Annotated in this window: 22 protein-coding genes; 16 read left to right on the top strand and 6 right to left on the bottom strand. The window is 72.5% G+C overall.

The window, feature by feature from the left end; all coding sequences use genetic code 11:
- Positions 1 to 107: 107 nt before the first annotated feature.
- Entirely contained in the window at positions 108 to 1,025 is a 918-nt protein-coding gene (locus EDF27_RS15720) for a hypothetical protein (protein ID WP_207909650.1), read from the bottom strand.
- Positions 1,026 to 1,063: 38 nt separating this feature from the next.
- Here EDF27_RS15720 and EDF27_RS15725 point away from each other — a divergent pair, with 38 nt between their 5' ends.
- Complete coding sequence (locus EDF27_RS15725; protein ID WP_123653281.1) at positions 1,064 to 1,678, top strand: hypothetical protein; 615 nt, start codon at positions 1,064 to 1,066, stop codon at positions 1,676 to 1,678.
- Between the two features lie 57 nt (positions 1,679 to 1,735).
- Here the strand turns inward: EDF27_RS15725 and EDF27_RS15730 are convergent, their stop codons facing one another.
- From EDF27_RS15730 to EDF27_RS15750, 5 genes are all read right to left on the bottom strand, one after another.
- Entirely contained in the window at positions 1,736 to 2,335 is a 600-nt protein-coding gene (locus EDF27_RS15730) for a hypothetical protein (RefSeq protein WP_132049867.1), read from the bottom strand.
- A 976-nt stretch (positions 2,336 to 3,311) separates the two neighbouring features.
- Positions 3,312 to 3,707, bottom strand: a complete 396-nt coding sequence (locus EDF27_RS15735; protein ID WP_132049869.1) for a flagellar assembly protein FliW — start codon at positions 3,705 to 3,707, stop codon at positions 3,312 to 3,314.
- Positions 3,704 to 4,603 (bottom strand): flagellin, encoded by a 900-nt coding sequence (locus EDF27_RS15740; RefSeq protein WP_165931533.1) that lies wholly within the window; start codon positions 4,601 to 4,603, stop codon positions 3,704 to 3,706. The genes EDF27_RS15735 and EDF27_RS15740 overlap by 4 nt, the downstream gene beginning before the upstream one ends.
- Before the next feature lie 2 nt (positions 4,604 to 4,605).
- Positions 4,606 to 6,027: a flagellar hook-associated protein FlgK gene (gene flgK, locus EDF27_RS15745; RefSeq protein ID WP_132049873.1), complete on the bottom strand. Its 1,422-nt coding sequence runs from the start codon at positions 6,025 to 6,027 to the stop codon at positions 4,606 to 4,608.
- Positions 6,028 to 6,031: 4 nt separating this feature from the next.
- On the bottom strand, positions 6,032 to 6,517 hold the full coding sequence (locus tag EDF27_RS15750; protein WP_123653286.1) for a flagellar protein FlgN: 486 nt from the start codon (positions 6,515 to 6,517) through the stop codon (positions 6,032 to 6,034).
- Positions 6,518 to 6,928: 411 nt separating this feature from the next.
- On the opposite strand from EDF27_RS15750, the gene EDF27_RS15755 reads away from it, so the two are divergent.
- From EDF27_RS15755 to EDF27_RS15825, 15 genes are all read left to right on the top strand, one after another.
- Positions 6,929 to 7,747: a sigma-70 family RNA polymerase sigma factor gene (locus EDF27_RS15755; protein WP_123703806.1), complete on the top strand. Its 819-nt coding sequence runs from the start codon at positions 6,929 to 6,931 to the stop codon at positions 7,745 to 7,747.
- Between the two features lie 132 nt (positions 7,748 to 7,879).
- On the top strand, positions 7,880 to 8,719 hold the full coding sequence (locus EDF27_RS15760) for a flagellin (RefSeq protein ID WP_207909651.1): 840 nt from the start codon (positions 7,880 to 7,882) through the stop codon (positions 8,717 to 8,719).
- Between the two features lie 112 nt (positions 8,720 to 8,831).
- Positions 8,832 to 10,238 (top strand): flagellar filament capping protein FliD, encoded by a 1,407-nt coding sequence (fliD, locus tag EDF27_RS15765; RefSeq protein ID WP_132049875.1) that lies wholly within the window; start codon positions 8,832 to 8,834, stop codon positions 10,236 to 10,238.
- Between the two features lie 11 nt (positions 10,239 to 10,249).
- Entirely contained in the window at positions 10,250 to 10,687 is a 438-nt protein-coding gene (fliS, locus tag EDF27_RS15770; protein ID WP_132049877.1) for a flagellar export chaperone FliS, read from the top strand.
- The gene (locus EDF27_RS19815) at positions 10,677 to 10,967 is read left to right on the top strand and encodes a hypothetical protein (protein ID WP_165931534.1); all 291 of its coding nucleotides are present in this window, start codon (positions 10,677 to 10,679) and stop codon (positions 10,965 to 10,967) included. Before fliS ends, EDF27_RS19815 begins: the two co-directional genes overlap by 11 nt.
- Before the next feature lie 447 nt (positions 10,968 to 11,414).
- A complete protein-coding gene (locus EDF27_RS15780) occupies positions 11,415 to 11,759 on the top strand; it encodes a flagellar basal body protein (RefSeq protein WP_123653830.1) in 345 nt (114 codons plus the stop codon).
- Positions 11,756 to 12,151, top strand: a complete 396-nt coding sequence (locus EDF27_RS15785; RefSeq protein ID WP_123653291.1) for a flagellar basal body rod C-terminal domain-containing protein — start codon at positions 11,756 to 11,758, stop codon at positions 12,149 to 12,151. The genes EDF27_RS15780 and EDF27_RS15785 overlap by 4 nt, the downstream gene beginning before the upstream one ends.
- Complete coding sequence (gene fliE / locus EDF27_RS15790; RefSeq protein WP_123653292.1) at positions 12,151 to 12,483, top strand: flagellar hook-basal body complex protein FliE; 333 nt, start codon at positions 12,151 to 12,153, stop codon at positions 12,481 to 12,483. The genes EDF27_RS15785 and fliE overlap by 1 nt, the downstream gene beginning before the upstream one ends.
- Positions 12,483 to 14,159: a flagellar basal-body MS-ring/collar protein FliF gene (gene fliF / locus EDF27_RS15795; RefSeq protein ID WP_123653293.1), complete on the top strand. Its 1,677-nt coding sequence runs from the start codon at positions 12,483 to 12,485 to the stop codon at positions 14,157 to 14,159. The genes fliE and fliF overlap by 1 nt, the downstream gene beginning before the upstream one ends.
- Positions 14,156 to 15,190, top strand: a complete 1,035-nt coding sequence (gene fliG, locus EDF27_RS15800; protein ID WP_123653294.1) for a flagellar motor switch protein FliG — start codon at positions 14,156 to 14,158, stop codon at positions 15,188 to 15,190. Before fliF ends, fliG begins: the two co-directional genes overlap by 4 nt.
- Positions 15,183 to 15,827, top strand: a complete 645-nt coding sequence (locus tag EDF27_RS15805) for a hypothetical protein (protein ID WP_123653295.1) — start codon at positions 15,183 to 15,185, stop codon at positions 15,825 to 15,827. The genes fliG and EDF27_RS15805 overlap by 8 nt, the downstream gene beginning before the upstream one ends.
- Entirely contained in the window at positions 15,824 to 17,152 is a 1,329-nt protein-coding gene (locus EDF27_RS15810) for a FliI/YscN family ATPase (protein ID WP_132049881.1), read from the top strand. The genes EDF27_RS15805 and EDF27_RS15810 overlap by 4 nt, the downstream gene beginning before the upstream one ends.
- A complete protein-coding gene (locus EDF27_RS15815) occupies positions 17,152 to 17,583 on the top strand; it encodes a flagellar FliJ family protein (RefSeq protein ID WP_132049883.1) in 432 nt (143 codons plus the stop codon). Before EDF27_RS15810 ends, EDF27_RS15815 begins: the two co-directional genes overlap by 1 nt.
- Positions 17,580 to 18,293, top strand: coding sequence for a C40 family peptidase (locus tag EDF27_RS15820; protein ID WP_132049885.1), 714 nt, complete (start codon positions 17,580 to 17,582; stop codon positions 18,291 to 18,293). The genes EDF27_RS15815 and EDF27_RS15820 overlap by 4 nt, the downstream gene beginning before the upstream one ends.
- Entirely contained in the window at positions 18,290 to 19,897 is a 1,608-nt protein-coding gene (locus tag EDF27_RS15825) for a flagellar hook-length control protein FliK (protein WP_132049887.1), read from the top strand. The genes EDF27_RS15820 and EDF27_RS15825 overlap by 4 nt, the downstream gene beginning before the upstream one ends.
- Positions 19,898 to 19,919: the final 22 nt, after the last annotated feature.

A 19,919-nucleotide genomic window follows, 5' to 3' on the forward strand; every position in this document is an offset into this window, starting at 1 on the left:
CTGCATCACTACAATCACCACCGACCACACACCGGCCTCGGCGGCCAAACCCCATCAGATCGCGTTCATAACCTCACGGGGAACTACATCTAGCGCTCCCGCACCGCTCAGAGTGCGGTGTCGGGGCGCTTGCTCGTCCGGTCGTGCGTGCTCGTCGTGCTCGTCGTGCTCGTCGTGTTCGCCTCTGGGTCGTCCTTGCCGCGGCGGCGCCACGGCAGTTGACGCTGCCGCGGGGCCTTCGGGGCCTTCGGATCCAGCAAGAAGGGGAAGTGCGCCGGCGGCAGGCCGAAGCCCGTCCGTGATGCCTGGATCACCTTCCGCCCCAACGCGTGGTTCCCGAGTCCACCGACCGCGGCACCGATCCCGAACGGCAGCGCGCGGCCGAGCATCGACGTCCCCTGTCGCGCGGCGAACCGCTTGACGAACGAGTCCCGGACCTGCTTGCCGATCCCCGTCACCGCCTGCTGCGGGAGCGAAGACGTGACCATCTCGCCCCAGAAGGCGGTTCGCACCTGCCCACCGGCTGCCTGGCCCGCGAGCTGCTTGATGAGCTGGGTACCTGGCGTGCCGAGGATCATCGCCATGACCAGCGTGCGAGAGCGCTCCGGGTCGTCCAGGGCGATGCCGTGCACCTCGGTCACGGACTGCGCGAAGAGCGCCGTCGTCTCGAGGAAGCCGACCGTCTCCGCCCCGCTCAGTCCGAAGCTCGCCGCGATGCCGATGCCGGGGACCACCGCACTCGCACCCACTGCTGCGCCGCCCGTCGTCACCGCCGTCAGGTAGTGGCGTTCGAGGATCTGGATCACCTCTGCCGGGGAGGCGTTCGGGTTCCGCCGCCGGATGCCGTTGACATGCGCGACGACGACCGGTCGCTGCACGTCGAGGACGCGGTCGAGCCACTTGGCCCAGCCCTTCGCCGTCGTCGGGAGTGCGGTGTCCGGGGCCGTCTGGTCGACGGGGGCGAGCGGCAGCGGAACGATCGCCTGGTCCCGCTGGTCCGACCGGTTGTTCTGCTTCGGGGCCATGCCGCCACGCTACGCCGGGCATGTGGGAGGCTCGCTGGGTGGCTCCAGAACACGCACTCGACGCTGTCCGCCGCGCAGCGGGCTTCCGAACGGTCACCGAGGTCGCAGCGCTCGCGCCCGGTGTCCTCGTGCTCGACCCGGGGTCGGTGCTGATCGGGCTCGGCGTCTCGCTCGGCACCGGTGTCGTGCTGTACCCGGGAGCGGTGCTCGAGACGCGCGACACCGGCACGATCGAAGTGGCGGCAGGCGTGCGGGTCGGACCCGGACCGGTGACCATCGTGGCGGACGGCGCATCGGTGTCGGTGGGCGCGGACGCGGAGCTCGGGCCGGGCGGAGTCACAGTCAGCGCCGTGTCGGCGGACGTCGTGGTCGGTGCCGGTGCTCGTCTGCGCGGTGGTGCCGTCGTCGAGGGACCGGCACACCTCGGGCCGGGCGCGCAGGTGCTCGGCACCGTCGCCGCTCGGGACGTCGTCCTGGAGGGTGGTGGGACCTTCACCGAGCCGGATCCGGACCGGCGCGCGGCCGTGCTCAAGGGCGCGGGGCGGGTCCACGGCGTGCGTGTCGCGGCCGGTGAGGTCATCGCCGCCGGTACCGTCCCGCACACCGTCGAGCGGCAACGCAAGTACCACCCCGCGGCGCCGTCGCTGCCCTGAGCGCAACCCGGGAACGGGGCACCAGCGCGGCTCTGACCGCCCGCGTCGCTCCGGGGTTCAGCGGCACGGGATGCCGGCGCGGGCGAGCTTCGCACGGACCACCTCCGGGTCCATCAGGTCGGCCCACGTCAGTCGCACGAAACCCCGGACACCGTCGAACGAGCGGACGAAGTCCTCGCGTTGCTTCTCACGCCAGTGGGCGTCGGCGGTCGAAGCGCCAGCGAGCATCGCCGTGTCTTCGTACTTCGCGCGCCCGTCGACCTCGACGACGACACCCTGGTCCGGGAACCAGAAGTCGACGACCGCGCGCCGGTCCCCGGGGCGGGCGAACTCGTGCTGCTGGATCGGCTCGGGGGCTCCGATCTGTCGGAACCGCACCCGGCAGATCGACTCCGCGGGCGACCCCGACAGTGCCGACCCCATCTCGACGGCCGTCCGTGCTCGTGCATGCGCCTTCGGCCCCACCCACGACAGCTCGTCGACGAGCATGTCCGGGAGGACGAGCCGCCGGGCGAGTGCGTGATCGAGCATCGGGAGGGACGACGCCAAGGGTTCGGTGGCCGCGACGTCGGTCAGCGTCCGAACGAGGGACGTCACCGGGGCGCCGCAGAAGTCTCCGTCGCCGGTGACCGGCAGGCCGTCGTAGCGCCTGGTCACCGACGGACGAGGTTCGTCGGTGTGCACTCGAACGAACCGTGTCGTGTCGGGGTTCGAGCGTCGGGGATCGCTGACCTGGACCTTGTCGGGCGGTGGGGCCACGAAGGGCAAGCCGTACACGGCTGCAGCAGAGACGTGGGAGATCCGCCGTGGCGCAGTGATGTGCGGCGCTGTCGCGCGGACGAGCAGGAGATGGCGTTGTTCCGGACGAAGTGCGGTGAGTTCTTCGGGCCGGACCAGCACGCCGGGACGTACCGCGGTGAGGTCCCCTCGGCGCACGCTGCGTTGCATGGCTCGCCGCTCGGCGCTCTCATGGTGGGCGGTCCGGATGAGCGGGATGGTCAGAACTGGTGCGTGCATGCGGACACGATCGCGCCGTGGAGCTGCCGTCTGTCGTCCGTCGGTCGATCTGTGGATGATTCGCCGAGCCTCCAGGCTGTGGAGGGGCGGCCCCTGTGTCGGGCGCGACGAATGCGCTGTCGTACGACGATGCGTTTGTCGTCCCGGTGCGCTTGCAACGGTTGCTCACGCGGCTGAGCGATGAAGTCGCTGTCGTGCGACACCGAGGTCGTCGTTCGGGGGCGAGGGCGCGGGCGCGGGCGAAAGTGGGGCGCGGGCAGGGGCGGGGCCGAGCGGGGCGACCGCGCGGCCCGGGTACCCACGCCCCGACGCCAGGCGGACGGGTCCCACCGAGTGTCATGGACAGGGGAGTGCGGTGTCTCCCGGCCGCCCAGCGCGTGCAACTTGCGACAACGGAGACGTCGTACGACAGCGAGTTCGTCGGTGTCGAGCGCGTGCAACTGTTGCGGCCGCGGGACAGCGACACAACCGATGTCGTACGACAGCGAGCGTGTCGTTCCGAGTCGGGAGGAGAGCGAGCGCAGCGGGAGGCAGCGCACCGGGCAGCGCAGCGCGCAGCGCAGCGCGCAGCGCAGCGCAGCGCGCAGCGCAGCGCGCAGCGCGCAGCGCAGCGCCGCTAGCGCCGCGCGAGCTCCGCGCGCAGCGGCTGGTCCTGGTCCTCCAGGATGAACTGGGCGCCGACGCCCGTGCGGGCGTTCACCACGACGGGGGCGAGCAGGTTCACCGTGGTGCCCGCCGCACCGGGGTTCGCCACGACGAGCAGCATCGCGTCAGCGGGATCAGCGAGCCCGATGGACGCGGCCTGCGCGTCGGAGAGCGACGGCGCGTACGAGGGCAGGTGCGACGCCGCGTCGAGCAGGAACAGCCGCGGGTCGGTGACGCCGGACGCCGTGACCCCGGCGCCGACCAGCGTGAAGAGCCCGTCCGCCCCGGCGACCGGGACGAGCGTGAACGACACCAGCGGCTCGAGGCCGAACGGCGCGACGGTGAAGGTCAGGGGGATGTTGCTCATGAGAGGTAGTCCATCAGGGTCGGCTGGAGCACCTTCGCGGTGACGGCGAGGGCTGCCTGGTAGTTGGTCTGCTGCACCTGCAGGTCGAGGACGGCCTTCGCGAGGTCCTTGTCCTCGATCGAGGACCGCCGGGACTCCAGCGAGACCGCACCGGACGCCAGCGACGACTGCGCCGTGAGTGCCGCGGCGTGCCGGACACCGACGTCGGCCTGGACGCCGCGCACGGTGGCGATGTGCGCGTCGACGTCGTTGAGTCGGGGGTTCACGTTCACGCCGTTCTGCAGGTCGGAGACGATGGAGTCGATCATCGAGAACACCGACGAGGACCCCGATCCGAACACGTCGGTGCCGGGCGTGTCGACCCGCAGCGTGGTGCCGTCCCCGATGCGCCGGTCGACCGGCGCCGTGGCCGACGACCACCCGGAGCCGGGAGTCGACGGGGTGCCCGCGTCGTAGGCGACTGCTGCGGTGGAGGACCCGGCGAAGACCGAGCGGGTCCCGTACGTGGCGTTCGCACTCGTCGCGAGGTCGGCGGCCAGCGCCTGGAACTGCGTGACGTAGGCGTCCCGGTCGGTGTCGCTCATGGTGCCGGTGTTCGCCGCCTGCACGGTGAGGTCGCGGACCTTGGACAGCACCGAGTAGACGTCGCCGAGCGCGCTGTCGGTGTTCGCGAGCCACCCGACGGCGTCGTCCGCGTTGCGGGTGTACTGCGCGTTCGCAGCCTGCTCCTTGCGGACCTGCATCGCCGACGCGGTGCCGACGGGGTCGTCGGAGGGCTTGCCGATGTTCTTCAGCGTGGTGGCCTGGTCGGTGAGCTGCGCGAGCTTCGCCGCACCGGCCTGCAGCCGCGCGGTCGCGGCCGCCATGGACATCTGGGTGGTGACCCGGGTGATCATCGTCATCCCCTCCCGACGAGGCCGACGCGGTTGATGAGGGTGTCGAGCATCTCGTCGACGGCCGTCAGGACGCGCGCCGCGCCCTGGTAGGCGTGCTGGTAGCTCAGCAGGTTGACGTTCTCCTCGTCGAGGTCGACGCCGGCGCTCGACTGCTGCTGCGTGCGGGCGTTGGTGAGCGCGAGTCCGGTGAGCGTCGATTCCGACGTCGCCGACCGGGAGGCGGTGCCCACCCCCGCCACGAAGGTCGCCCACGCGCGGTCGGGTGCGTCCAGGGCCGCGCCGAGCTGCCCGATGGCGTCCGCGACCGAACCGTCGTGGTCGCCCGCCGCGTTCCGTGTCGCGATGCCGCTCGCGTCGGTGGGGACGACGGTGAGGCCCTGCGCTGCGGGGACGCCGGCGGTGAGGGCGAAGAAGTCGACGCCGGTGGTGCCGGCGGGGGTCGTGCCGGCGTGGTGCGCGGCGTTCACCTGCGCGGCGATCGTGGTCGCGACGGCGTCGTAGGCGGCGGACGCCTGGGCGAGCGCGCCGCCGGTGCCGTTCGTGTTCGCCGGGGCGAGCAGCGAGACGTTGCCGGCGATCGAGCCGCCGTCGAGGGCGACCGCGGAGCCGGAGCCGGACGCCCAGGTGAGCGTCACGGCCGAGCCGTCCCCGAGCCGGGTGCCGCCGCCGAGGGCGACGGCGCGGGCGTCGGTGCCCTGCACGAGCGGGTTGCCGCCGATGAGCACGTCGACGGTGCCGTCGGCGTTCGTCCGGGTGGTGCCGCCGGCGAGCGAGGCGATCTGCTCGGTGAGCTGGTCACGCTGGTCGATGAGCTCGTTGGCGTTCCCGCCGCCGGCGAGCGTGGCGCGGATCGTCCCGTTGAGGTCGGCGACCTGCTTCGCGGCGTCGTTGAGCTGCGAGACCTGCCCGGCGACGGTGTTCCGGACGCTCGTCCACTGGGCGTCGACGGCCTTCGAGCCGCTCGCGAGCGCCGCGGCGACGGTGTTCGCGGCACCGATGAGCGCGGTCGCCGCACCCGGGTCGTCGGTGTGCGTTGCGAGGTCGCTCCAGGCGGACCAGAAGTCGTCGAGCTTCGCGGAGACGCCGTCCGAGCCGGGCTCGTTGAGGCCGGTCTCGAGCTGGTCGAGCGCGGTCGCCCTGGCCGTGGCGTAGGCGGACGACCCGGCAGCGGCGCGGACGCCGGCGTCGAGGGTCAGGGACCCGAGGCGGGCGATGCCGTCGACGGAGACGCCCTGTCCCGCGAGAGCCGCGGTGCCCCGCATGAACCCGGTCTGGACGGTGGGGACGGAGGTCTGGGTGACGCGCTGCCGCGTGTAGCCGGTGGTGCCGGCGTTCGCCATGTTCTGGCCGGTGACGTCGATGCCGGCGCGGGCGGCGGTGAGGCCGGAGTACGCGGTCGCGAGCGAGCCGAAGGTGCTGACCACGGTGCTACAGGCTCCCGTCGAAGAGGCGCGCTTCGCCGGCGGCACGGCCGGAGGACCCGGTCGCGTCGTAGGTCGCCGCGTCGCCGACGGTCCCGGCGAGGGTCTCCTCGGTCGCCTGTGCCGCGGTGCGCAGGAAGCGGTCGTTCTCGTCCCGGAGGGCGCCGATCTGCGTGGTGAGTTCGAGCATGGCCTGCAGGTGGGCGGCGAGGATCTCGCCCCATGGGCCGTTCGGCGCCGCTGCGACGACGTCACGCAGGGGAGCTGCGGGGTCCACGCCCCACTCCTCGGCGACGGCGGCGCTCTGTGCGCTGCGCTCGAGGCCGGTGGTGCGGAGCCGTTCGAGCACCTGCTCGACCTCGCGGCTGGCGTGCGACACCCAGCGGGAGCGGCCCGCGGCGAGCAGCAGCTGCTCCTCCTCGAGCTTGAACGTGAGCAGTTCGAGCAGTTCTCGTTCGCGCCAGAGCACGGCGGACAGGTCGTTCACGCTCATCATCTCCTCCCGGTGTCGGTCATCCTGTGGACACCGAGGACTATCGGCCGGGTCGGGAGCGCCGTAAGCGCGGCGGTCCGCCCGCAGGGCGTGACCCCTCCTCAACGGGGGTCAGGAACGAGCGTTCTCCGGCTCGTGTCCTCCCAAATGCCGACCGGGATTGCCCCGTCGTCCCCCCGCACTGGGGACGCCTGCGGGGCTGCTCAGGGGATTGCCAGCCGATACATTCAGAACCGCACCCCGGGGGACAACCCGGAGCGCGTCACAGGGGCGCAGGTGCACCGCTCGGAGGGACCCGGGCGGTTCTTCGGCGTACCACCCGGCCTCCACGCGGCCGGTGATCGTCGTGCCCACGCACAGGGTGGGCCCCAGGGACGGGGTCAGTCACAGCGAGACGACCAGGGGAAGCGCATGGACCGCACCGAACGCAACGCGATGATCACCGAGCACCTCCCGCTCGTGGGGTACATCGTGTCCGACGTCCGTGCCCGCGCCACCCACCTCGACCGCGACGACCTCGCCGCCGTCGGCTCGCTCGCACTCGTCACCGCCGCCGACGCGTTCGACCCCACCCTCGGTGTCCCGTTCGGCGCCTACGCCCGGACCCGGATCACCGGTGCGATCGCCGACGACATGCGCTCGGCGGACTGGGCGAGCCGCGGCACCCGGAAGCGCATCCGCGAGGCGCTCGCCACGCAGGAAGCGCTGTCCTCCCGGCTCGGCCGCAGCGTCTCCGTGCAGGAGATCGCGGACGCGATGGGCGTCGACCGCCAGACGGCCGCCGACGCGATGAGCGACGCCGGACGCACCGTGACCCCGATCGACGAGACCGTGCACGACACCGTCGCCGCGGAGATCCCGATGCCGGGCGACGACCTCGTCGAGACCGAACGCCGTCGCTACCTCCGCGCCGCCGTCGAGGCGCTGCCCGAACGGATGCGCTTCATCGTCGAGGCCGTGTACTTCGGCGACCGCTCGGTCACCGAGGTCGCCGCCGAGCTCGGGATCACGCACTCCGCCGTGTCGCAGCAGCGCTCCGAGGCGATGCGCCTGCTCCGCGACGGCCTCGCCACGCACTACGGCGACGGGGGAGCCGTCCCCGAACCCGCCTCGCGCACCACCGCCGCGCGCCGGAGCGCCTACCTCGCCAAGGTCGCGGCGAACGCCGCGGTCGGCGTCGCCCGCGCCGTGCAGGACGTGGCATCCGGCCACCAGGTGGTCGCGAGCTGAGACGTGGGGACCGACCCGGACGGAGAAAATCCGGGACGGTTCTCCTAACGCCTCCGGCCGCCCGGCCGACAGGCACCGTTGCCAGCCCACGGACGGGCCGGCGAAGACCCAGATTTCACGGAGGAAACCACCATGGGTATGTCCATCAACACCAACCTCTCGGCACTCAACACGTACCGGAACCTCAACTCGACGCAGAACGACCTGTCGAAGTCCCTCGAGAAGCTCTCGTCGGGTCTCCGCATCAACCGTGCTGCCGACGATGCGGCCGGTCTGTCGATCTCCGAGGGGCTGAAGTCCCAGGTCGGTGGCCTCACGGTCGCCGCCCGCAACGCGCAGGACGGCATCTCCGTCGTGCAGACCGCTGAAGGTGGCCTCACCGAGACCCACTCGATCCTCCAGCGCATGCGCGACCTGGCGGTGCAGGCCGGCAACGACTCGAACAACGAGGACTCGCGCACGGCGATCACCACCGAGGTCGGGGAGCTCTCCAAGGAGCTCACCCGCATCTCGCAGTCGACCAACTTCAACGGCATCAACCTGCTCGACGGCTCCGCCGGCACGGACGGTGTCCTGAAGTTCCAGGTCGGCGCCAACGGTGACGCTGCGAGCCAGATCGACGTCGACCTCTCGAAGGCGAACGTCAGCGACGTCGCGACCGCCGTGGGTGCCCTCACCTTCGACAGCGCCGACAACGCGCAGGCCGCGATCACCGAGATCGACAAGCAGATCAAGTACGTGTCGTCGGCTCGTTCGAACATCGGTGCCATCCAGAACCGCTTCGACCACGCCATCAACGTGACGAACGTGGCCAAGGAGAACCTCACCGCTGCGTCCTCGCGCATCACCGACGTCGACATGGCGGAGGAGATGGTCAAGTACACGCGCGACAACATCCTCAGCCAGGCCGGCACGTCGATGCTCGCGCAGGCGAACCAGAGCACGCAGAACGTCCTCTCGCTGCTCCGCTAGTCGCGTCGTGCCGCTCTCCGGGACAGTTCAGGCGTCCCGGGGAGCGGCACACCGCACCGCTCGTGCGGCACGCCCACCGGCGTCGCCCTGACCGTGACCCCAAGGAGCCACGATGACCACGTCGTCCGTGTCGTCGACCAGCGGTAACTTCGCCATCGACGGACTCGTCTCCGGCCTCGACACCACGAGTCTGATCAACTCGCTCATGTCGATCGAGACGGTGCCGCAGACGCTCCTGAAGAACAAGGTCACGACGACCAACTCGTTCATCTCGTCGCTGCAGACGATCAACTCGTTGGCCCAGACCCTCGCGACGAAGGCCACGGCGGCCGCGAAGGCCTCCTCGCTCGACGTGTTCAGCGCCACGAGCTCGAACGCCGCCGTCACCGTGGCCACGGGGGCGAACGCCAGCGCCGGGTCGCTGAGCTTCACCGTCGCGTCCACGGCAGCCGCGCAGGTCGGGGTCACCGCGGCGATGTCCACCTGGTCCGCCGACGCCCAGCCGATCACCATCACGAAGGCCGACGGCACCACGACGACGGTCACGCCGAAGTCGGGCTCGCTCGACGACGTCGCCTCCGCGATCACGAAGTCCGGCGCCGGGGTCACCGCCACGAAGGTCGCGGCCGGCACGGACACGGACGGCACGAAGCTCTACCGCCTGCAGCTCACGTCGACCACGACGGGTGCCGCCGGCGCGTTCACGATCTCCCGCGGCACGGCCGACGACGTCGCCGCCGGGACGGCGACGAACGTCCTCACCGAGATCGGTGCGGCCGTCGTCACGCAGGCGTCGGACGCCTCGGTGACGCTGTGGGCCGGCACCGCCGCCGCACAGACGGTGACGAGCGCGTCGAACACGTTCACGGACCTGGTCCCCGGCCTCACCGTCACGGTCACGAAGCCGACGACGGACCCGGTGACGGTGACGGTCGCCCAGGACACGACCCAGGCCCAGGCCGTCGCGTCCGGGCTGGTGGACGCGATGAACGCGATCACGTCGTACTACAACTCGAACACCAGCCTGACGAGCACCACGAGCGCGACGACCGGCACCACGACGACCACGGCGGGCGTGCTCCTCGGCGACGCCACCACGCGCGACGCCGTGCAGCGCCTCACGAGCACGATGTCCGCGCCGGTGAACGGCAAGTCCCCGTCCTCGATCGGCATCTCGATCACGAAGGACGGCGACTTCACCTTCGACGCCGACGCGTTCCAGAAGGCCCTCGCCACCGACCCCCAGGGCACCCAGGACATCCTCTCCGGGCTCGCGACGACGGTCGGGTCCGCGGCGACCGCCATCTCGGACAAGTACACCGGCTCCATCACCACCGCGATCACCGGACAGCAGTCGGTGGTCAAGGACCTCAACGACCAGATCGACCGCTGGACCGACCGCCTCGCATCCCGCAAGTCGGCACTGCAGACGCAGTACGCGGCGCTCGAGACCAGCCTCAGCAAGCTCCAGTCGCAGTCGAGCTGGCTCACCAGCCAGCTCGCGAGCACCTCGAGCTGATCGGGAACCCCATGACCTACGACAACCTGGCCCAGCGCCGCCGCGCGCAGTACACGAACGAGGCCGTCCTCTCCGCGACGCCCGCCCAGCTCGTCACGCTGCTCTACGACCGGCTGCTCCTCGACCTCCACCGTGCCGAGGCCGCGCAGGTCGCGAGCAACTGGGACGGCGCCCGCGAGCAGCTCCTGCACGCACAGGCCATCGTCGGTGAGCTCTCCGCCACCCTGCGCATCGACGCGTGGGACGGTGGCGAGGGCCTCCTGGCGATCTACAACTACGCGTCGACCTCGCTCATCACCGCGAACGTGCACCGTGACGTGCAGGCCACCCGCGACTGCATCCGCATCCTCGACCCGCTGCGCCAGGCCTGGCACGACGCGGCCGCGTCGATGCCGGCCACGCCGGCGCCGGTGCAGCACACGACGGGTGGGGCCCTCGGTGTCGCCTGAGCAGGACCACGCGCAGGTCACCGCTTGGGAGGCCGTGCTCACGTCCCTGGAACAGGCGGCGGTCGGCGACGACCCGACCCCCTGGCACGAGCCGGCCGGGCTGGGTCGGATCCCGCGGGAACTGGTGGGTCGGGCCTCCCGGCTGCTCGCCGCACAGCGGGACCGCATCGCGGTCCTGGAGCAGGACCGGCGCGCGACGCTCGACCACCTCGGCGCACTGCGCCAGGTCGACGCGACCCGTGAGCCGCAGCGCGCGGTCTACCTCGACGCTTCCGCGTAGCCCCGCGCGCCCGCCCGTCGAACCGCGCGTAGGAAGTTGAATCGCGCGTAGGAAGTCGAATCGCGCGTAGGTGGTCGGAAGTTCCCACCTCCTACGCGCGAAACGACCACCCTCGCGCGGGGCGGAGAGTGGGAACGCGCGTGGCGAGTGGGAACGCAGGCCGGGAGCGACCCCGTGCGCGTAGGAAGTCGAATCGCGCGTAGGTGGTCGGAAGTTCCCACCTCCTACGCGCGAAACGACCACCCTCGCGCGGGGCGGGGAGTGGGAGCGCGCGCGGGGAGTGGGAGCGCGCGCGTACCCCCGTTCGGGGCAAGCACTAACGGCACCGGAGCAGCGCTCCGATAGCCACATCCGAGCACGGATCGCTCGACCACCCGGCCACGGATCGGCCACCACCGCACGGTGACATCGCACAGGGACGATGCCGCCATGACGAGGGGACCCTCCGTGTTCGATTCCGTGACGTCGGCGGCGCTGCAGAGCGCGCTCGACGGCCTCTCGATGCGCCAGCGCGTGATCGCGAACAACATCGCGAACATCAACACGCCGAACTACCACGCCGAGAAGGTGCAGTTCGAGGACGCCCTCGCGAAGTCGATCGTCGACGGGAGCGGCAGCACCACGCCGACCGTCGCCCGCAGCCTCGAGCCGACGAACACGAACGGCAACAACGTCGACCTCGACGAGGAGACGCTCTCCAACGTCGACACGGTGCTCCGGTACCAGTTCGCCACCCAGGCGATGAACTCCGAGCTGACCAGCGTCCGTGCGGCGATGCGGACCACCTCGTGACCACGTTCGACGCGATCGGGATCGCGAGCACCGGCCTCACCGTGCACCGGAAGTGGCTCGACGCGATCTCCGACAACATCGCCAACGTCAACACGGTCAAGTCGATGGACGACTCCGCCTTCCAGGCCCGCTACGTCGAGGTGCAGGAGGGCAACGGCGTCTCCGGCGCCTACGTCAAGGGCGCCGCGTTCGGCAGCGCCGCCGGCCGCGTGACCTACGACCCGGACAACCCGCTCGCGAACGAGGAAGGGTACGTCCGGATGCCGGACATCGACCTCGGCACGCAGATGGCGGACCTCATCATGGCCCAGCGCGGCTACCAGGCGAACGCCGCCGTGGTCGACCGTGCCAAGACCGCCTACGAGGCGGCACTGCAGATCGGGAAGAACTGATGCCCATCGACGGCGTGAACGGTGTGACCACCAACGCGATGACGAACGCGATGACGTCCGTCACCGGGACGAGCAGCGACACCGCGACGACCGGGACGACCGGCACCGACGGCAGCGGGTTCGCCGCCTCCCTCGGCAACGCGGTCGACGGGCTCCAGCAGCTGCAGAGCGACTCCAAGACGCTCGCGCTCAAGGCCGTCACCGGCAACCTCGACGACATCCACGACGCCACCATCGCGTCCACCCGCGCGCAGGTGACCCTCGAGCTCGTCGCCGCCGTCCGCAACAAGGGCGTCGACGCGTTCAACGAGATCATGAGGATGCAGGCCTGATGCCCGCCGCACTGCAGAACGTCTTCGGCCGCCTCGGCGCCTACGTCAAGGGCTTCTCCGCCGCACAGCGCACCATCGCGATCCTCGTGGTCGCGGCGCTCGTGCTCGGCGGGTTCGCGCTCGTGTCCTGGCTCGGCAAGCCGTCCTACGCGCCGCTGTTCACCGGTCTGGCCGCCGCGGACGCGAGCTCGGTCACCGACCAGCTCACCACCGACGGGGTGCCGTTCCAGCTCACTGACGGCGGCGCGACGATCCTCGTCCCGCAGTCGTCCGTGTACACCGAGCGACTGAAGGCCGCGTCGAACGGCCTGCCGTCGTCGAACGAGGGCGGGTACTCGCTGCTCGACAAGATGGGCGTGACGAGCTCCGAGTTCCAGCAGGACGTCACCTACAAGCGGGCGATCGAGGGCGAGCTCGCCAAGACGATCTCCGCGATGGACGGCGTGCAGACCGCGACCGTGCAGCTCGCGATCCCGGAGAAGTCCGTGTTCGTGTCCGAGGAGAAGGACCCGACGGCGTCGGTGTTCATCGCCACGAAGAACGGCACGCAGCTCACCACCGACCAGGTCCAGGCGATCGTGCACCTGACCAGCGCCGCGGTCGAGGGCATGCAGACCACCGACGTGTCCGTCGTCGACGCGAAGGGGCAGACCCTCTCCGCCGTGGGCACCGGCGCGACCGGGACGGGCTCCGACCAGGCCGCCGACTACGACGCCTCCACGTCGAAGAAAATCCAGGACCTGCTCGACACCACGCTCGGCACGGGGAACGCCAGCGTCGTGGTGTCGGCGACGATGAACCAGAACACCGCGACCCGCACGGCGGAGTCCTACGCGACCCCGACGTCAGGTCCGGTGGCACTCAACGAGTCCTCCACGACCGAGCAGTACGGCTCCGGATCGGGCGCGGCCAGCGGCGCGACGGGCGTGCTCGGCCCGGACAACATCGCCGTGCCGAACGGCACCGCCACCTCCGGCACCGGCGACGACGGGTACGTCAACGAGTCCGCGACGAAGAACAACGCCGTCGACCACACCACCGAGACCACGCAGATCCCTGCCGGCTCCCTCGACCGCCAGACGATCTCCGTCGCGCTGAACTCGAAGGCCGACTCGGTCGCGAACGCGAACCTGCAGAGCATCAACGACCTCGTGGCCGCCGCCGCCGGTGTCGACACGGCGCGCGGCGACCAGGTCAAGGTCGCGATGATGGACTTCGACTCCAGCGCCGCCGACGACGCCGCGAAGGCGCTCAAGGCGCAGCAGGCCGCCGACCAGCAGGAGGCGCTCTGGTCCTCGATCCGCACCGCCGGCATCGTCGTCGGGATCGCGCTGGCGCTCATCGCGCTCATCGTCTTCCTGGTCCGCCGCGGCCGTCGCCAGGAGCGTGAGAGCGTCGACGTCGGCGAGCTCGACGCCTTCGGCAGCGCCTTCGAGCTGCCGCTCGCGGTCGACGCCGCCGATGCCCGCGCCGGTCTGCTCGCCGGTGGTGCCGGGGACGCCCCGACCGTCGCTCTGCCGACGCTGCCCCACGACGACGCCCCCACCGAGGTGCTCACCACCGACGAGATCACCGCCGAGCGTCGCCGCCAGGACATCTCGAACCTCGCCGAGCGCGACCCGAAGCGCACGGCCGAGCTCCTCCGCGGGCTCCTCGACGACCGGACGTCGGTGTGAACGCCCCCGCCGCCGGCCCCGCCGACCGTGCGCTGACCGGCGCCCAGAAGGTCGCGCTCATCCTCATGCAGATGGAGACCGACCGCGCGGCCGAGGTGATGAAGCAGTTCTCCGAGCTGGAGGCTGAGGAGATCTCCGCCGAGATCGTCCGGATGCGCCGCGTCGAGGACGCCGTCGTCGACAAGACGCTCACCGAGTTCCACCGGATGACGCTCACCGGACGCACCCAGCGCCGCGGCGGCAAGGAGACAGCGCTCGGCCTGCTCGAGGCGTCGTTCGGCGCCGAGCGTGCCGCCGGCGTGATGGACCGCCTCGCGTCGAACCTCGCCGGGCAGTCCTTCGACTTCCTCGACGACGCCGAGCCCGGCCAGGTCATCACCCTCCTCGAGGGCGAGCTGCCGCAGACCATCGCCCTCGTCCTCGCCCACCTCAAGCCCGCACAGGCCAGCGCGGTGCTCGCCGGGGTCGACGAGCGCGCCCGCACCGACGTCGCGCAGGCCTTCGCCACGATGGGCACCGCCACCCCCGAGTCCGTCGGGATCGTCGCCGGCGTCCTGCGCCAGCGCGCCGGCGCCGTGGTCTCCCCGCGCGAGAGCGTCGAGGTCGTCGGTGGCATCGCGCCCCTCGTCGACATCATCAACCGCTCCGACGTCGCCACCGAGAAGGCCGTCCTCGACGGGCTCGAGGCACGCGACCCGGAACTCGCCGAGGACATCCGATCGCGGATGCTCACCTTCGAGGACATCGTCAAGCTCGAGTCGCGCGACATCCAGCAGGTGCTCCGCGGCATCGACTCGAAGGTCCTCGCGACCGCCATGAAGGGCGCTGCCGGACCGGTCGTCGAGACCATCCGCGCGAACGTCTCCGAGCGCAACCGCGAGCTCCTCGACGACGAGCTGCAGGCGATGGGCCCGGTCCGTGTCTCGCAGGTCGAGGAGGCACGCGCCGAGGTCGTCCGCTCCGTCCGGGAGCTCGAGGCGCAGGGCGTCATCACCGTCCACCGCGCCGAGGAGGACGAGCTCGTTGAGTGACACCACGTTCGAGCGCCTGGCGTTCCCCGTCGTCGCCGACGCCGGGCTCCAGGACCGCGTCGCCAGCGCCGAGGTGCGCGGGCACGCCGCCGGGTACGCCGCGGGACTCCGCGCCGCGCACGCCGAGACCGCTGCGCTCCGCGCCGAGCTGGACGCCCTGCACGCGCACCGCACCGCGCAGCTCGAGGCCGAGTCCGCACGACGCCTCGCCGTCCTCGGCGCGATGACCGACGCACTCGTCGCGCGCACCGTGCCGGTGCTGGAGTCGGCCGAGCGCTCGGTCGTGGAAGCCGCCGTGGAACTGGCCGAGGCCGCCGTCGGGTACGCGATCCGTGCCTCCCGTCCGGTGCTCGACGCGCCCACGACGACGACCGGTCTGGAGGCGCGGGTCGTCCCCGGCGCCGAGGCGACGGTCCGCCGCGCCCTCGCCGCCGTCGACCACACCGTCGCGATCGCCGTCCGGCTCAGCCCGGCCGACGCCGCCGCCGTCAGCGGGCTCGACCTGCCCGTGCCGGTGCGCGCCGACGCGTCGCTCCGCGACGGCGACGCCGTCGTCGACCTGCCGGACGGTGTCCTGGACGCCCGGATCGACGCCGCGTTGGCCCGCGCGAAGACCGCACTCGGGGTGACCGCATGACCGCCACGCTGCTCCGTCCCCGCGGACTCGACGCCGCCGTCGCCCTCGCCGCACCGCAGCGTGTCGGTGTCGTGACGAGCGCCGTCGGTCTCGGGCTGACGATCGCCGGGCTCGACGCCCGGATCGGCGAGATCGTCGTCGTCGGGCGCGAGGACGGACCGCAGACCACCGTCGAGGTCGTCGCCACCGATGCCTCCGGGGTCCGCTGCATGCCGCTCGGCCGCCTGACCGGGATCACCGCGGGCACGCCGGCCCGTCCCACCGGACGCCCGGTGCTCGTGCCGACCGGTCGCGGACTGTTCGGTCGCGTGCTCGACGGGCTCGGGCGGCCGATCGACGACCGCGGGCCGCTCGACGCCGATGCGTGGGTGGACCTCGACCACGCCACGCCGAACGCGATGGCGCGCACCCGGATCGACACGCCGATGCAGCTCGGCGTCCGCGTGCTCGACACCCTGACCACCGTCGGCCGCGGGCAGCGCATGGGCCTGTTCGCCGGGTCCGGCGTCGGCAAGTCCTCGCTGCTGTCGATGATCGCCCGGGGGAGCGACGCCGCCGTGAACGTGATCGCCCTCGTCGGGGAGCGCGGCCGCGAGGTGCGCGAGTTCCTCGAGGACGACCTCGGACCCGAGGGCCTCGCCCGCTCCATCGTCGTCGTGTCGACCTCCGACGAACCCGCGCTGATGCGCCTGCGTGCCGCGTTCGTGGCCACCCGGATCGCGGAGTCCTTCCGCGACGCCGGCCAGGACGTCGTGCTCATGATGGACTCGCTCACCCGCGTCGCGATGGCGCAGCGGGAGATCGGGCTGTCCGTGGGCGAGCCGCCGGCGACCCGGGGCTACCCGCCGTCGACCTTCTCCGTGCTCGCCGGGCTGCTCGAGCGCGCCGGGACGGACCGGGTCGGGAGCATCACCGGGCTCTACACGGTGCTCGTCGACGGGGACGACCACAACGAGCCGATCGCGGACGCCGCGCGCAGCATCCTCGACGGACACGTCGTGCTCGACCGGAAGCTCGCCGTCACCGGGCACTTCCCGTCCGTGGACGCCCTGGGGTCGATCTCCCGCGTGGCGTCGAAGGTCACCTCGCCCGCCGAACGCGCCGCCGCGACCGGGCTGCGGAAGGTGATGGCCGCCAGGAAGGCCGCGCAGGACCTCCTCGACGTCGGCGCGTACCAGCGCGGCTCGAACCCGCTCGTCGACGCGGCCGTCGACCACCAGGACGCGATCGACGCGTTCCTCCGCCAGGGCATGGACGAGCGGGCCACCGCCGCCGACTCCTGGCAGCGCCTCGGCGCGCTCGTCGCCCGGCTCGGAGGTGTCTGATGGCGCGCCGCTTCCCCCTCGCCGGGCTCCTCCGGCTCCGGCACGCCGAACAGGAGCGTGCCGCCGCAACACTCGCCGCCGCGAACGAGCGGATGCGCGACGCCGCCGACGCACGCACCGCCGCCCGCCGCACCCTCGACGACACCGCCTCGGCGATGCCCGTCGAGGACGCCGCGACCCTCAGCGCCGTCGCCGCCGCACGGGCAGCGACCCGCGGGATGCTCGAGGAGCTCGACGCCGTCGTCCGCACCCGCCGCGCCGACGCCGACCGGGCGCAGGGCGAGTACAACGCCGCACGCCGGTCAGCCCTCGGACTCGAGAAGCTCGAGGAGCAGCACACCGTGCAGGCCACCGCCGAGGAACTCCGCACCGAGCAGAACGCCCTCGACGAGATCGCGGCACGCAGCCGCGGGGAAGGCGGTGCGCGATGAGCCTCGACGCCGTGCTGAGCCGGATCTCCGAGATCCGCTCCCAGATCGACACGCTGCAGAGCGGCACCGCCACCACGAGCAGTGCCGCCTCCGCCGCGTCCTCCGCTGACTCGTCGTCCGCGTTCGCCGCCGCCCTCGCCGCGACCGGCACCGGGACCACCGCGACGAGCACCACCGCGCCGGCCACCTCCGTCGACGCCGGGCAGGGCACCGTCGCCACGGGCAGCGGCGCCACCGGGGACGACGTCGTCGCGGACGCGAAGAAGTACCTCGGCGTCCCGTACGTGTTCGGCGGCACCACGACGTCGGGCATGGACTGCTCCGGGCTCGTGCAGACGGTGTTCAAGGACCTCGGGGTGACCATGCCCCGGGTCGTCCCGGACCAGGCGAAGATGGGCACCGAGGTGGGTTCGCTCGCCGACGCGCAGCCCGGCGACCTGATCATCCCGAAGGGCGAGGGGCACGTCGTGATCTACGTCGGCGACGGCAAGGTGCTGCACGCGCCGCACCCCGGCAAGGACGTCCGGATCGTCGACAACTGGTACAAGGACTCGGACATCGCCACCATCCGGCGCATCGTGCCCTCGGCCCAGGACGCCGCCGCGACGAAGGCCACCGCCGCCACCGCCGCGACCTCCGCCGCCGGATCGGCGACGGACCTGCAGACCGCCGCCCTGATGTCCCTGCTGCAGTCCGGGAGTGCCGCATGAGCATGACGATCGCCACCAGCACGCCCGCCGCACCGAGCCGTGGTGCGTCGAGCAGCGCCGACGCCGCGGCGACGGGCTCCGGGTTCGACGCCGCGATGTCCGCGGTCGCCGGCGAGCAGCCGGGGCGCGGACGTCCCGATGCTCGGCACGCCGCCGGCACCGGCACGGGCACGGACCGGCGGGCGACCGCTGGCCCACACGCGGGCACCGCGCACGCGGCCGCCGCGGGTTCGGCATCGGACGACGACCGGACTCCGGCGGACTCGACGGCCACGGGCACGACAACGGCTCCGACCACCGGTAACGCCACGGCCGCGACGCCGTCCGGGCTGACCGCGCTCCTCGGCCTCGCACCGGTGCCCGCTGCTGCCGCTGCCGCTGCCGCCGCTGTCGCCGCCCAGCCCGGTTCCGCGCTCGCGGCGACCACGGGGGACACGTCCACGGTTGCCCCGACGGCGACCGACTCGGCTTCCGGCACGGGGACCGCGGCCGGCACCACGGCGGTCGGCACCCTCGACGCGGTCGCGGCCTCGGCAGGTGCCGCACCGACCGACGCAGCCGTGACCGCCCTCGGCACCGCCGATCTCGCGCTCGCTCCCGCAGACACCGCGCGTCCTGCTTCGCCGGCGCTCCGCCCGGGAGGCCGTGGTCCGGCCAGCACCGCCGCGACCACCACCGCCACGGCGGACGCCGGGGCAGCCTCGGCCGCCGTCGGGCGCGCCGGAGCCCCGGCCGGCAGCGACACCGCGACCACGACCCCGACCGCGGCCGGCGCCGGCGGATCGGAGCACGCGGCCGCGGCCGCGCAGACGTCCGCTCCGGCGACCGCGACCGCGACCGCCACGTCGGCGACGGCGTCGACCGCGACCCCGGCGACCCCGGGCGGCACGCCCGTCCCAGCCGCACCCGCTCCGACCACGACCGTCACCCCGGCGACCGACGCCGCAGCGGTCGGACGCCAGGCCGCCACCACCGACGCGACGGGCGCGACCAGCGCGACCGGGGCCCGAGCAGCCGGCCGCCCGACGGACGCGGGCGCGCCCGCCCAGGGCGATCCGAGCCTCCCGGCCGGTGGGACCACACGCGCGCCGGACGTGCCGTTCGCGCTCCCGACCACGCCGACGACCGCCGCCCCGGCGACCACCCCGACCGCCGCCGCGTCCCAGCCGGCCGCGCCCGCGCCGCTCGCGCAGCAGCTCGCCCGACCGGTGTTCACGCTCGCGCAGGCCGGGGCGGGGGAGCACGTCGTCACCGTCCAGGTGGTGCCGGACACACTCGGGCCGGTGACGGTCCGCGCGCACGTCACCGCGCAGGGGATGCACGTCGAGCTGTTCGCCGCCTCCGACGCCGGGCGGGACGCGGTGCGGCAGGTGCTGCCCGACCTCCGCCGCGAGGGCAGCGCCGTCTCCACGACCCTCGACCTCTCCTCCCAGAACCACCCCGGCCAGTCCGGGTCGGCCGGCCAGTCGACTGCTCGCGACGGGCGCCCGACCGGCGACCGTCTCGTGGTCGACGACCGCCGGGAGGCTCGACCCGGCACCGCGCACACCGCGCGGCCCGCCACCACCACCGTCCGCACCGCGGGACTCGACGTCCTCGCCTGACCGGCTCACGACAAGGAACTCA

The sequence above is a fragment of the Curtobacterium sp. PhB136 genome, assembly GCF_004346855.1.
Lineage (GTDB): Bacteria > Actinomycetota > Actinomycetes > Actinomycetales > Microbacteriaceae > Curtobacterium.

What these genes read in the sequence shown, in the direction of transcription:
- EDF27_RS15820 (WP_132049885.1), top strand. Translation starts at nt 17,580, where the DNA reads ATGAGCCTCGACGCCGTGCTGAGCCGGATCTCCGAGATCCGCTCCCAG.
- fliF (WP_123653293.1), top strand. Translation starts at nt 12,483, where the DNA reads ATGCCCGCCGCACTGCAGAACGTCTTCGGCCGCCTCGGCGCCTACGTC.
- fliS (WP_132049877.1), top strand. Translation starts at nt 10,250, where the DNA reads ATGACCTACGACAACCTGGCCCAGCGCCGCCGCGCGCAGTACACGAAC.
- EDF27_RS15720 (WP_207909650.1), bottom strand. Translation starts at nt 1,025, where the DNA reads ATGGCCCCGAAGCAGAACAACCGGTCGGACCAGCGGGACCAGGCGATC.
- EDF27_RS15825 (WP_132049887.1), top strand. Translation starts at nt 18,290, where the DNA reads ATGAGCATGACGATCGCCACCAGCACGCCCGCCGCACCGAGCCGTGGT.
- fliE (WP_123653292.1), top strand. Translation starts at nt 12,151, where the DNA reads ATGCCCATCGACGGCGTGAACGGTGTGACCACCAACGCGATGACGAAC.
- EDF27_RS15810 (WP_132049881.1), top strand. Translation starts at nt 15,824, where the DNA reads ATGACCGCCACGCTGCTCCGTCCCCGCGGACTCGACGCCGCCGTCGCC.
- EDF27_RS15750 (WP_123653286.1), bottom strand. Translation starts at nt 6,517, where the DNA reads ATGAGCGTGAACGACCTGTCCGCCGTGCTCTGGCGCGAACGAGAACTG.
- EDF27_RS15755 (WP_123703806.1), top strand. Translation starts at nt 6,929, where the DNA reads ATGGACCGCACCGAACGCAACGCGATGATCACCGAGCACCTCCCGCTC.
- EDF27_RS15735 (WP_132049869.1), bottom strand. Translation starts at nt 3,707, where the DNA reads ATGAGCAACATCCCCCTGACCTTCACCGTCGCGCCGTTCGGCCTCGAG.
- EDF27_RS15815 (WP_132049883.1), top strand. Translation starts at nt 17,152, where the DNA reads ATGGCGCGCCGCTTCCCCCTCGCCGGGCTCCTCCGGCTCCGGCACGCC.
- fliD (WP_132049875.1), top strand. Translation starts at nt 8,832, where the DNA reads ATGACCACGTCGTCCGTGTCGTCGACCAGCGGTAACTTCGCCATCGAC.
- EDF27_RS15760 (WP_207909651.1), top strand. Translation starts at nt 7,880, where the DNA reads ATGGGTATGTCCATCAACACCAACCTCTCGGCACTCAACACGTACCGG.
- EDF27_RS15740 (WP_165931533.1), bottom strand. Translation starts at nt 4,603, where the DNA reads ATGATCACCCGGGTCACCACCCAGATGTCCATGGCGGCCGCGACCGCG.